Here is a 12434-nt window from a genome sequence, read left to right as displayed (position 1 = left end):
CAAGGCCAAAACATGGAAATAATGGATCTACCGCTTCCCGATCTCTCGCCCGGGACGCGGATGACGCTGCGCGAGTACACGTTCGGCCAGCAGGAGGCGGAACATTCCATCTATCTCCAGGCGGCCTTGCATGCCGGAGAAGTGCCGGGACTTCTCGTGATCCAGCATCTCCTGACGAGACTGGCATCCCTCGAGTTGAACCGGGCATTGACGGGACGCGTCACCGTCATGACGTGGGCAAATCCCGTCGGCATGCAGCAATTCGTCGGTGGGACGCTGACCGGCCGTTTTGACTGTGCGGGCAGCGGCAATTTCGATCGCCGCTTCCCGGATATCGGTTCGGAGGTTATGCGGCGGTTCAGGGCAGGAAGCTGCCCGACGAATCACGACGACGCGAAATACCGGTTGATGCAAATAGCCAGGCCAGCCGAACAGGGCTGCGATCCTGTCGAGTATCTGAAGAAGATCCTGTTGTGGCGTGCCTTTGCGCATGACATGGTGCTGGATCTGCACTGCGACAAAACCGCCGTGATGCACGTGTACGGCAACTGGGCGCACGAACAACGTGCGGTCTCGCTATCCCGATGCCTGAAGGCCTCGGTGTTGCTTCTCGAGGACAGTGCCGGTGGCAGCACGTTCGACCAATCGTTTCACGACGCATGGTCTGCTCTCCGGCAATGCGGTCTGCAATGCGGATCACGACAGGGTTTCGCCGCGGTCGTCGAATTGCGGGGCCAGCGGGATGTGTCCGACACGCTCGCAGCTTGCGACGCGGACGCACTTGTCGACTTCCTGCGGATCGAGGGTTTCGTCGTCGATGACCGGCAACCGGTGCAACACGAGCCACCGGCGATATCGGCGCTCGAGGCGGTCGATCACCTGAAGGCGACACGAACGGGGATCGCGACATGGCGCGTTCCGGTCGGCACTTTCGTCGCCAGAGGCGCGGAAATCGGCGTGATAACCGATTTGACGGACGGCCAGGCCGAGTCCCGCACGGTGATGCGATCAAGCATTGACGGAATGCTCGTCGCCCGAATGCATGTCCACTTTGTACTTGCCGGCCAGCGAATTGCAATGATCGCAGGACGAGACAAAATTCCGGGACGCGTCAGCGGGGCACTTTTACCGGATTGAGCCTGCGTGAACACGCTTCATCCGATCAGGCACGCCAATAAAAAAAGCCCGGCCCGCATCGATGCGGGCCGGGCTCTGTCGGGACGCGCGACGCTTACAGCGCGCCGCCTTGTGCCGACGCCGAACCCTTCACGCCGACCGATGCGCCACCCTGCACCGAGTTCGTCGCGCCTTCGAGCGCCTCACCGGCCTTCGCCTTCGCGCCGCCGGCGACGTCGCCTGCCGTCGACACCGCGCCTTGCGCGTGGCTCTTCGCCGTGCCCGCGACGTGCTTCACGTGCGATTTCGTCGAGTGGACGGCCGATGCGGCGGCATCCTTCGCCGTGCCCGCTGCCGAACCGACCGCATGCGTCGCACCGCCAACCGCGTTGCCGGCTGCCGAGCCCACGCCGCCGACCGTCTTGCCGACGCCGTTCAGCGCGCCGCCAATGGCGTTGCCCGCGCCCGAACCCGAGCCTGCCGCATTCGCGCCGGCGCCAGCCTGCACACCCACGCCGCCGCCGAGCAGCGGCGTCTGAACCTGCGCGCCGACGCCTGCGGAACCCTGGGCACCGGTCTGAGCCGTCTGTGCGAACGCAGCCGAAGTCGCCATCGCGGTCAGTGCAGCACCCAGCAGAATCGTACGAATCTTGTTCATGGTCATTCTCCCCAAAGACGTTGTTGCTGCGGGCCGCCTTCGTGCGGCCTGTCGCATGCCTTGCCGCGACGTGCGGCAGGTGGAGCTAATGTAGCGGCGCAGACGCCCGAATCGATTGATTTGCGGGGACTGTTACTTCCGTTGCAAATGCTGACGATTGACTCACACTGTTTGACAATCGCGGGCTTGCGGCGGGATTGAGCGGTGGACGGGGTGACGCTGGAGACGTGCCGCGCGGCGCATTCCGCGACGGCGACGCGGCCGATCGCGACGCATCGGGAAACCAGGCAGATGAAACGGCTAGCAGGGAAACCGGCCGCTTCTATAAGCATTCCAAAGAACGTGTGTCGGCCAGCCGTCGGCGCGACCCGACAATCGGCTCCTCGCGATGAGTTCGATATCGTCGGATACGCATGCCGCCACACTGGCGTTCCTCGACGCGCCGAACGCGAGCTTGAACGCCTTTTCCCTCAGCGCGCTCACGGCCGGCCGGTCGAGCGCTGCGCCTGGATCGCCGTCGACTTCATCGAACGACGTCATCCACTGCGCATCGAACGGCTCGGCGTCTCGACTGTCCAGCGCGCGGTCGCAATCCAGGTCGCCGAGGAAATCGAAAAAGCCCGGCACCGACAGCGCGACGTCCATTTCAAGCAGATGCGCGTTCGTCATTGCGGCTCCTTCACAATGCGCGGCCCCGACCGCCCGTGGGTGAATACGGGCAGGTCGGGGCCGTGTGCGTACTACCCGATTACGGCCGGAACGTATCGCCGAGCACGACGCCTTCGCGACGCGGATCGGTGCCGCCCTGCAACGCGGGCGACTGGCCGACCGTCACGCGCATCACCGTGTTGACGCCGCTCGCCTGCGCCGACGTCGACACCTTGTGCCCGAGCGCGAGCAGCCCCGTGATCAGCGGATCGTTCGCCCCGTTGTTCGCCGTGTTGACGTTCGGATGCTCGCCGCCGATCGTGGTCGTCGGGCTGTTGCTCGCGCCGAAGTCGACCAACCCCGCCGACTGCTGCGCGTCGAGCCCCCAGTCAAGCGCGCCGACGAGCGTCTTGACCACGTACTGCGGAATCGTGCCGCCGCCCGGCGAACCGGTCGCCATCACGAAATCGCCGCGCGAACCATCCGCGGCCTGCCCGAACACGATCGTCGGCGCCATCGAGCTGCGCGGCCGCTTGCCCGGCTGCAGGCGGTTGGCCACCGGATTGCCCGCACTGTCGACCGGATTCGCGGAAAAATCGGTCAGCTGGTTGTTCAGCAGGAAGCCGTTGGTCATGTGGAACGAGCCCATGCTCGACTCGACCGTGGTCGTCGCGCTCAGCACGTTGCCGTCACCGTCGACGATCGTGAACTGGTTCGTGCCGTGCTCGATCAACGTCGTGTCGACACCGAGCGGCACCGCGCCGAGATTGCCGGGCTGTGCGGTGCCCATGCTCTTGGCCGGGTCGATCAGCGCCGCGCGCGATTTCAGGTACGGCTTGTTCAGCAGCGTATTCCACGTGCCGCCCGGCAGCGGCACGAAATCCGTATCGGCCACGTACTTGTCGCGGTCGGCATACGCGAGCCGTTCGGCCTCGGTGACGAGGTGCACGCCCGCGACGGTCGGCTTGCCGCCTTCGAGATCGATCGCCGTCGGCTTCAGCGACTTCAGGTCGTAATTCTCGAGAATGCCGAGCGCCGACGCGACCGCGATGCCGCCCGACGACGGCGGCGGCATCCCGCACACCCAGTAGCTGCGATAAGTCGTGCACACGGGTTCGCGGCGCTTCGCCTGGTACGCGGCCAGGTCGGCGACGGTCGTCTTGCCCGGCGTGAGCGTCGAGCCGTCCGCGCCCTTCGTCGTCGCGATCTTCGTGACGATATCCTGCGCGATCTGCCCCGTGTACAGCGCATTCGCGCCCGACTGCGCCATCAGCGTCAGCGTGTGCGCATACGCGGGATTCTTCAGCACGGTACCCAGCGTCTTCGGCGAACCGTCGGCGTTCAGGAAATACGCGGCGGCCTCGGGGTCGCGCTTCAGGTTCGCGGCGTTCGCCGCGATCGCGTCGGCGAGCCGGCCACCGATCGGGAAGCCGTTGGTCGCGAGCGTGATCGCATCGCCGAACAGGTTCTGCCACGGCAGGCGGCCGTGATCCTGCTGCAGCGCCTCGATCAGCCTCGGCACGCCGATCGTGCCGATCGAGCGGCCGCTCGCACGTGCGTTCGGCAGCGGCGCGGACTGGTCGGTGGCGTCATCGACGTAGCGCAGGTAGTTCTCCGTCGCGGCGGCCGGCGCGGTTTCCCGGCCGTCGTATGCCTGCAGCGTCTTGCCGCGCGCATCGTAGTAGAGCAGCACGCCGCCCGAGCCGAGGCCCGTCGCTTCGGGCACGGTCAGGCCGAGCACGGCCTGCACGGCGACCGCCGCATCGGCGGCCGTGCCGCCCTTCTTCAGCACCGCGCAACCGGCCGCGCTCGCGTAGGCGTTCGACGTGGCCACCAGATAGGTCTTCGCATAGACCGGCTTCATCCCGGTGCGATAGCCCGACGACGCTTCCGGCAATGACGGGTCGCCCGGCTGGTTCGAGCCCACCACGACCGTTGCACCGCTGTTGTCGACCGCGAGGCAGCTCGCATCGGTGGAAGGTGTCGGCGTGCGGGCTGCTTCGTTCTCGACGTCGCCGCCGCATGCCGTCACCAGGGCGGCCGCGAGCAACGCGGACGCATACGGAAAAATCGCTGTTCTGTTCATTGTCTGCCGATGTTCTTGTAGGTCGTTGCGATGGACATCACGCTGCCTGCGACCCCCTCGGTGCGCCGGCAACGCGTTCGATAGTCCCATGAACAAAATTTTTTCCGCAATAAGGAAATGACGTAATGCGACCGGACGTTGTGTGCGCAACGTCACCGATTTCGCCTGCGGGTTCGCATGCTGCACCGCATCGCACTGCGATGCACTCGCGCAGCCGATGTCGTTACATCGTTACCTTGGTGCCCGACGGCGCTTGCCGGCTGCCCGGCCGTCGCGCGCGAAGCCGCGCTCCATCGCTTCGATCGCCTCCGAGAAGAACTCGAGGAACATCGTCATCGCGACGGTCGCGCTCATGTCCGCCCGCTGGTAGATGCAGCTGAACGAGCGCGCGCCCGCATCGGCAAGCGGCGTCCACGCAAGCCGGCCGGCGGCCACGTCGTCCGCGACGTTCTCGGCGATCAGGAAGCCGACGCCCGCGCCTTCGGCCGCGAGGCGCCGCACCATCGGCACCGAACCCGTCTCGACCAGCGGCCGCACGTTGCGCGGCTGTCGCGCATCGATCTGGTCGAACATCGCACGCAGTTCCGTGTCGGGCGTCATCAGGATCAGCGGATGCGCGAAGCAGTCGCGCAGCCGCACCTTGCCGCCGGACGCCGCGAGCGGATGACCGGGCGCCGTGACGACACCCAGCGGCTGAGCGAACGCGCGCACCTCGACGACGCCCGCCGCCGTGCGCCGGCGCAGCGCATAGCCGATGTCGGCCTCGCCCGTCTCGACCCAGCGCACGATGCTCTCGCCGTTTCCCGAACGCACGCTGTACGTGACGCCCGGATAACGCTGCATCGCGGCGAGGATCGCGTCGGGCACGAGCTTTTCCGCGGTCGACGCGGGTACGGCCAGGTTCACGTGCCCGCGCCGCAGCGCGCGCAGATCCTCGACCTGCGTGAGCGCGTTATCGAAGTCGCGCTGGCCGCGCCGCACGGCCGCGATCACGATCTCGCCGGCGAGCGTCAACTGCATGCCGCGCGGCAGCCGGTCGAACAGCGGCACGCCGACCTGCTCCTCGAGATTGCGGATCTGCTGGTGCACCGCCGCAGCGGTCAGGTGCAGCGCGTCGGCCGCCTTGCGAATCGAGCCGCGTCTCGCGACTTCGTCGAAACAGCGGAATGTCTGCGATATCGAACGCATCAAGGGTCCGTTAGATTTTTCCGAACAGGGCGTCAAGAATAATCCGATTTTACTGACCATCCGGATCGACTAGATTCCGCTGCATCCCCGTATCCGATTCGAATGGAGACCGCAGTGACGACCGTCGACCAGATTACCCAGCGCCGCCGTGGCGTCGGCCTCATCGCCCACGATCCCGCGCTGTCCGCGGGCGGCTATACGCTCATCGCGCCGCAGACGGCCGACGGCAACGTCTATCTCGTCGGCATCGACGGCGAAGTCGTGCATCAGTGGAAGATGCCCGTGCGCCCCGGCCGCCATGCGGTCATCCTCGCGAACGGCAACCTCGGCTACAACGGCAACCATCCGCAATCCGAGTCGCGCTATGCGCCGTGGTCGATGTGGCATGGCGGCGACTTCTACGAAGTCACGCCGCAAGGCGAAACCGTGTGGCGCTACGAGGATCCCGCGCACCACCACGATGCGCAGTGGCTGCCGAACGGCAACCTGCTCTACGCCGCGTGCGAACCGGTCGACGCCGCGTTCGCGCGGCGCGTGCCGGGCGGCACGCCGCACGGCGACGACGAGGTGATGTATTCGGACGTGATCCGCGAAGTCAACCGGGCCGGACAGATCGTCTGGGAATGGCATGCGCGCGACCATCTGCGGCCCGAGGATTTCCCGATCGCGGCCGGTTTCGGGCGCTATCACTGGCCGCTCGTCAACGGTCTCGCGGTCGACGCGAACGGCCGCGTGCTGATGAGCCTGCGCACGACGTCGGGCATCATCGGCGTGAATCGCGAAACCGGCCGCGTCGACCTGCGGATCGGGCCCGACGTCGTGTCGCACCAGCACGCGCCGGTGCCGCTCGCGAACGGCCACATCCTCGCGTTCGACAACGGCAATTTCCGCCACGGCGCGCATGTCGTGTTCTCGCGCGTCGTCGAGATCGATCCGGCGACGCAGCGCGTCGTGTGGTCGTATGCGGACGACGTCGTGAACCTGTTCTACACACCGTTCATGGGCAACGCGCAACGCTTGCCGAACGGCAACACGCACGTCACCGAATCGTCGACGGGCCGGCTGTTCGAAGTGACGCCCGCCGGCGAGGTCGTCTGGGAATACGTGATTCCGTGGTTCGCCGAATACCCGGACGAAGCCGCGCGCAAGACCGGGCCGGGCCAGCTCAACAGCGTGTTCCAGACGTTCCGCTACAGCGCTGCGCAACTGCCCTGGCTGCGGGCCTGACCTTCCGTTCACCGCCGGTTTCCGGCGCTCGTCGCCGTTCGCTTCCGAGGGGCCTGCCGTGTCGCACGATCCGATCTCACCGCCCGTCGACGCGCGGCTGCCCGCGTGGCAGCTCGCGCTGTTCGGGCTGCAGCACGTGCTGTCGATGGCCGCGTCCCCGATCACGGCCGTGTTCCTGATCGCCAAGGTGCTCGCGCTGCCGGCGGACCTGACGGTCCAGCTGATCGGCGCGACGTTCTTCGCGTGCGGGATCGGCACGCTGCTGCAATCGCTCGGCGCCGGGCCGATCGGTGCACGCATGCCGTTCGTGATGGTGCCCGGCGGCGCACCGACGATGCTGTTCGTCGGCATCGCCGCGCAATCGGGCCTGCCGACGGCGGCCGGCGCGGCGCTGCTCGCCAGCGCGTTCTACTGGGTGCTGCTGCCCGTCTTCACGCGCTGCCTGCGGCTCTTTCCGCGCGTCGTCGTCGGCGCGATGCTGCTGCTCGTGTCGGTCAACCTGATCCGGATCTACGCGACGATCGTCGTCGGCCAGCCCGGTTCGGCCGATTTCGCGCAGCCGCGCGCGCTCGGCCTCGCACTCGCGACGATCGTCGCCACCGTCGCCGCCGCGGGTGCGTTCCGCGGCACGCTCGGACGCCTCGCGGTGCTGATCGGCCTGATGGCCGGCGCAACGCTCGGCTGGGCGCTCGATGCGATGCCGGCGCTTGCCGACGTATGGCGCGGCCCGCTGTTCACGCATCCGGTGTGGCTGCCGTTCGGGATGCCGCGCTTCGACGTGCTGGCCGCGCTGCCGCTGCTGATCTTCACCGCGATCTCGATGGCCGAGGCCACCGCGCAGACGGTCGCCGTCGGCGAAACCTGCGGCAAGGCGATCTCGCTGTCGCGCGACGTGCCGAAGACGATACGCGCCGATGCGCTGGCGTCGCTCGCCGGCGCGCTGTTCGGCACGCCGCTGATCGTGACCAGCGCCGAAAATATCGGTGTCGTGCAGACGACCGGCGTGCGCTCGCGCTACGTGACGGCTGCCGCCGGCGCGATCCTGATCGTCATCGCGCTGTTCGCGCCGCTCGCGCGGCTCGCGTATGCGATTCCGGCCGCCGTGGTCGGCGGTACCGCGCTGGTCGTGTTCGCGATGATCGGCGTGATGGGTATCCGGCTGCTCGCCGGCGTCGACCTGCATGCACGCGCCAACCAGTACACGCTCGCGGCCGCGCTCGTCGTCGGCCTTGCGCCGATCCTGGTGCCGAACCTGTATCGGCATTTCGGCTCACCGGTGCAGATCGTGCTCGGCAACGGCATGGCGGCCGGCACGCTCGCGGCCATCGCGACGCAGCTGGCGTTCGCTGCATTTGCGCGGATAAGCGGACAGGTGGGAACGGCAGCGGTTCCGGGTTCCTCCCCTTCGCGCGACGTTTGATGGTGATGGCGGGCAACGGTGCGCGCCGCCGCGTGCCGGCGATATCGCGCTCCACTCGGCCGGTTCGTTTGCGATCGCCGGCTCAACGCTCGGCATCATCACGTGGCGAAGCGGGTTCATGTCGGTCAGCCACGGATGACTCGGGATGCGGATGTCGAAGCAATGGAGCGGTGTGCCGGACGCGTTCCGTTTCCTCATCATGCTGATGCTCACCTGCCTGCCGATGCGCAACGACGGCATCGGCAACGCGCGTACCGCTCACTGACGCACCGGCCGGGCTCCCGGCCATCGGGAGGATTGCCGGAGCCTCCGCGTTCCGGCTATAAATCGTGCATGGACACGAATCGCTGGATTGACGACCCCGTCGGCGCCTTCCGTGCGTGGCAGGAAACCGCCGCGACCGGTGCCGATCGCCGGCCGTTCGCGCCGCGATCGGTCGTGCAGCACGTCGCGATGTTCGAACGGTTCCTGCGCCATCTGATCGCACAGCGCGTGTCGCTGGCCACATTCGGGCCCGACCACGTCGCGGCCTTCCTGGCGGAACTCGAGCGCACCTGCGCGCCCGGCACGTCGACCCGCGTGCGCTACGCGAAGCTGATCGACCGGCTGGGCCGCCATCTGGTCGAAGCGGGCGTGCGCACGATCCATCCGGCCGGCCGGACGACACGTGAGCTCGCATGGCCGGACGGCGAGCCCGAGCCGTGCTACCTGCCGCCCGAGGCCGACGCGGCGCTGCAGCGCCATGTGCAGCCTCGGCCGAGCGACACGCCTGCCGACTGCCGAAATCGCGCGATCGTCGCGCTGCTGCTCGCAAGCGGCATCACATCGGCCGAGATACGCGCGTCGACGCACGACGCACCCGATCTCGACGCACGGCCGCCTGCGCTATCCGTGGCGCGCGATCGCGCGCGGCCGGCCCGCCGGATCGCGCTCGCCGAATTTGCGCTGGCACCGCTCGCCGCATGGCGCGCGTGCACGGCAGACGCACCGGCATCCGCGTTACTGTTCCCGGCGCCGCGTGGCGGTGGCGCGATGAACGACATGTTCCTGCTGATCGTGGTGCGCGACGCGCTGACCGCGATCGGCTTTCACGCGGCGGACCTGAGCCCGCGCGTGCTGCGCAACACGTATGCGCGCCGCCAGTTGCTTGCCGGCCACGCGCATGCCGACGTCAGTGCGATGCTCGGTCTCGTCAGTACGCGAACGGTCACGCGCATCCGGCAGACGCTGCCGCCCGATGCGGCCGCGGATCGCGCCGCACACGAGCGCTGATCCCGCGCCTGGCGCGGGCCGTGTGACGTCCGGTTTCCTATTCGCCCGGCTTCGACTGGATCAGCCGCAGAATCCGCGTGTCATACGGCGATTGCATGATTTCCGCGATACGGACCTCGGAAGCGGCCGGATGCAGCGGATTCAGCAGGAAGTTGTGCGCGTGCGGCACGACGACGCTCGGCACGCGCAGCAGCGCGCTCGGCTGCGTGTGCAGCCACTCGGTGCCGGCGCTGCGGGTCCAGTCGACGTTGGTTCGCCAGTCGTCCGGCGCGTCGCCCTCCGCGATTTCGGCGATGTCGACCGAATCGGCCACCTCGATGCGAAGCAACTGGTATCCGCTCGGCAATTGCGCGACCGTGGTGATTTCGAAATGAACGAGCGTCTCGAGCAGCGCGAGCGCAGGATGCTCGGCGAGATACACGACGGGCTGCCCGGCAAAGTGCCAGCGCCCGCCGGCACGCAACCCGCCGATGCCTTTCAGGTCGGCGAAATTGCTGATCCGCCACAGCGTCGTCAAGCGAAGTACCCCTCGTCGATCTGCGTGAGGACTTCCTCGACGAGCCGCGCGCCATGCTCGGTGCTCGCCATGTCGAGCGACGTGCGGCCGCCGAAGCGCTGGAGCCCGTTGCGCAGCCACGCCATCGCCTTCTCCTGGTCGCCGAACGTGGCTGTCGCCTGCGCGACGATGCGCGCGAGACGGATCGCCTTGTCGGATTCCTCCTGCGACAGGCGTTCGTGCGCCTGGCGGCGATGGCTCAGCGTGCGGCGCGGAATGATGAAGGCCAGCTCGTCGGATTTCAGCCCGCGCTCGGACAGCCGGTCGATCACCGAGACGTCGACGCGGGCACTCGCCAGCTCGGCAAGATCGGCCCCCGATCGGACGCGGATCGCCAGCAGCTGTTCGAGAATCGTGAATTCGGCCTGACGCGGATGCGCGACGCCCGAAGGATGGAAAGCAATGGTGCTCATGACCTCTCCCGGCAATTTGCCCAACCATTATAGGCGTTTTGCCGGGAACATGCGGAATGCGGTTAACGAGCGTGCCTGTGGCGTTCGTCAGGGCGTGTGGAAGGCCGGAGCGACATGACCCGCCTGCTCGGAGGCAGCCTTCCGTGGTCGCGAATCGAAGATTCGCCTGGGTGACAGGATGCAGCTATTCAGTATATAAAGTCCGGGTAACCATCGGATTGTTGTCACGTAACAACTCTTTTACTGGTTTCATTCGCTCCATCCGCCGGCCTGTTCTTCGGTGCAAGGCCGAAAGGCTCGATCAGGACATGGAGATGTACGTCGAGCGCGGCCCCCGCCACCCGGAACGCGGAACGCCGCTTCCGGCGATTCACCGTCCGTCACAACGGAAACGCATCGCCGTGCCTTCGCGCCGGATGCGTTCCCATGTCGCGCGTTTCTCGTCGTCGCTCATGAACACCCAATGCGAGACCTCGTCGGCCGTTCGGCCACATCCCTTGCAGACATCGTCGAACAACGTCGAGCACACGCCGACACAGGGGCTGTCGGGTACGTCGTGAAGCGTGGAAGCCATTGGAATGCTCGTATCGGTTGAAATTCCGGCAGCGCAACGAATTGCGCTCCCATATACGGGTACCTTTCCACCGGCGACGCGACCTGAGCCGCAGCGCCAGCCACACCCGTGTCGCCGCGATGCCCGCGCCACAAGTCGGCCGGAACTTCGCGCAGTTGTCGATTTGCCGCTGAAGGATGCCCTTCGACGCCCCGGGTATCCGACGTGCGGTGTTGCCCAGCAGGGTCTGCCACATCACGTTCGCCGCTGATCGTCGGGAAGCGTGCAGACCTCAGCGTCTGCTTGCCGATTGCCGAGAAGGTTTCCGCTCTCGTGTCTGGGCCGATGTCGTGCGTCACGGTAAACGCGCCGTACACGCCGACGCCATTCGCACGCGTGCGCTGCTCCGGGATCACTTCGCGATCAGCCAGACGTCCTGCTAATGCGCGGGGCCGCCCGGCTCGGCAGTCTGGATATTGGCGTTGTTGCCGACGGTCGCGCCGTTCGCGCGGGTCAGCATTCGATCGTGCGATTTGTCATACATGATCGCACTCCTGAATACTTTATGACCCGCAATTCACGTTGCACGCGACCTCCGCTCAGTACCCGGAATCATGCGCCATACCGCAATCCATCAACCGGCCCACGCGGACGACCGGATCACGCTGCAGAAATTGCCCGCGTGGAAATGCGGATCCTTGTCTGCGAGCACGTCGGCCTTCACGTTGCCGAACGTCGTGTCAGGCTTGTGCTTGATCCCGTCGTAGAACGCCTGAATGATGTCTTCCTTGAAATGCGGCGTACGCGGATGCGCACGAACGACGGCCTCACGCTCGATGTCGCTGTATTCCGGATACGTCAGGCCCAGCACGTCCATCTCGACGCCTGCGGTAACGAGCGCGATCACCGGGTGCATGTGCTGCGGGATGCCTGGCGTGGTATGCAACGCGATCGAAGTCCACACGACGTCGATATCCTGCTGCGAGATGCCCTTGCCCTTCAGGAAATCGCGGGCGGCGTTGGCGCCGTCCACCTCGAAACGCTCGCACGCGCTGCTGTGTTTGTGCGTGAGCCCCATGTCATGGAACATGCAGCCACAGTAGAGCAGTTCGGGATCGTATTTCAGCCCGCGCCGCTGGCCCGCGAGCGCCGCGAAATAGAAGACTCGGCTGGAATGATGGAACAGCAACGGAGACGCGGTATCGCGAACGAGTTCGGTGATCTCGCGCGTCAGTTGGCTATCGGGAATGGTGATGCCTGCAACGTTCTCAGTCATGATCGACCTCCATTGAAAACA

The 12434-nt window shown here is 66.6% G+C and carries 12 protein-coding genes and 1 pseudogene; 4 read left to right on the top strand and 9 right to left on the bottom strand.

Going from position 1 to position 12434, the window contains the following annotated elements:
• Positions 1-21: 21 nt before the first annotated feature.
• The gene (locus tag BDI24065_RS11810; protein ID WP_175031399.1) at positions 22-1137 is read left to right on the top strand and encodes a succinylglutamate desuccinylase/aspartoacylase family protein; all 1116 of its coding nucleotides are present in this window, start codon (positions 22-24) and stop codon (positions 1135-1137) included.
• A gap of 94 nt (positions 1138-1231) precedes the next feature.
• Here BDI24065_RS11810 and BDI24065_RS11805 read toward each other — a convergent pair whose 3' ends face one another.
• From BDI24065_RS11805 to BDI24065_RS11790, 4 genes are all read right to left on the bottom strand, one after another.
• On the bottom strand, positions 1232-1774 hold the full coding sequence (locus tag BDI24065_RS11805; protein WP_175031398.1) for a hypothetical protein: 543 nt from the start codon (positions 1772-1774) through the stop codon (positions 1232-1234).
• Between the two features lie 300 nt (positions 1775-2074).
• Positions 2075-2419, bottom strand: a complete 345-nt coding sequence (locus BDI24065_RS11800; protein ID WP_254609734.1) for a hypothetical protein — start codon at positions 2417-2419, stop codon at positions 2075-2077.
• A 103-nt stretch (positions 2420-2522) separates the two neighbouring features.
• On the bottom strand, positions 2523-4508 hold the full coding sequence (locus BDI24065_RS11795) for a gamma-glutamyltransferase family protein (protein ID WP_175031396.1): 1986 nt from the start codon (positions 4506-4508) through the stop codon (positions 2523-2525).
• A 231-nt stretch (positions 4509-4739) separates the two neighbouring features.
• Entirely contained in the window at positions 4740-5696 is a 957-nt protein-coding gene (locus BDI24065_RS11790; protein ID WP_175031395.1) for a LysR family transcriptional regulator, read from the bottom strand.
• 102 nt (positions 5697-5798) lie between these two features.
• Between BDI24065_RS11790 and BDI24065_RS11785 the strand changes: the two genes are divergently transcribed.
• From BDI24065_RS11785 to BDI24065_RS11775, 3 genes are all read left to right on the top strand, one after another.
• Positions 5799-6923, top strand: a complete 1125-nt coding sequence (locus tag BDI24065_RS11785) for an aryl-sulfate sulfotransferase (protein ID WP_175031394.1) — start codon at positions 5799-5801, stop codon at positions 6921-6923.
• 58 nt (positions 6924-6981) lie between these two features.
• Complete coding sequence (locus BDI24065_RS11780; RefSeq protein ID WP_175031393.1) at positions 6982-8343, top strand: uracil-xanthine permease family protein; 1362 nt, start codon at positions 6982-6984, stop codon at positions 8341-8343.
• Between the two features lie 333 nt (positions 8344-8676).
• A complete protein-coding gene (locus BDI24065_RS11775; protein WP_175031392.1) occupies positions 8677-9615 on the top strand; it encodes a tyrosine-type recombinase/integrase in 939 nt (312 codons plus the stop codon).
• A gap of 37 nt (positions 9616-9652) precedes the next feature.
• Here BDI24065_RS11775 and BDI24065_RS11770 read toward each other — a convergent pair whose 3' ends face one another.
• The 5 genes and pseudogenes from BDI24065_RS11770 to BDI24065_RS11750 all read right to left on the bottom strand — a co-directional run bounded on the left by BDI24065_RS11770 (position 9653) and on the right by BDI24065_RS11750 (position 12413).
• On the bottom strand, positions 9653-10132 hold the full coding sequence (locus tag BDI24065_RS11770; RefSeq protein ID WP_175031391.1) for an RES family NAD+ phosphorylase: 480 nt from the start codon (positions 10130-10132) through the stop codon (positions 9653-9655).
• Positions 10129-10584, bottom strand: a complete 456-nt coding sequence (gene parS, locus BDI24065_RS11765; protein WP_039362838.1) for a type II RES/Xre toxin-antitoxin system antitoxin — start codon at positions 10582-10584, stop codon at positions 10129-10131. Before parS ends, BDI24065_RS11770 begins: the two co-directional genes overlap by 4 nt.
• Positions 10585-10954: 370 nt before the next feature.
• Positions 10955-11158 carry a DUF1289 domain-containing protein gene (locus tag BDI24065_RS11760; RefSeq protein WP_175031390.1) on the bottom strand — a complete coding sequence of 68 codons (204 nt, stop codon included), beginning with the start codon at positions 11156-11158 and terminating at the stop codon, positions 10955-10957.
• A 221-nt stretch (positions 11159-11379) separates the two neighbouring features.
• Positions 11380-11553 (bottom strand): annotated as a pseudogene (locus tag BDI24065_RS41625) (catalase); the annotation flags it as partial.
• A gap of 218 nt (positions 11554-11771) precedes the next feature.
• On the bottom strand, positions 11772-12413 hold the full coding sequence (locus BDI24065_RS11750; RefSeq protein ID WP_175031389.1) for an HD domain-containing protein: 642 nt from the start codon (positions 12411-12413) through the stop codon (positions 11772-11774).
• Positions 12414-12434: the final 21 nt, after the last annotated feature.

Source organism: Burkholderia lata (assembly GCF_902499025.1).
Classification (GTDB): Bacteria; Pseudomonadota; Gammaproteobacteria; order Burkholderiales; family Burkholderiaceae; genus Burkholderia; species Burkholderia lata_C.
Note: the sequence above shows the minus strand (reverse complement) of the source record. Positions and strands in the feature narration are given on the sequence as shown.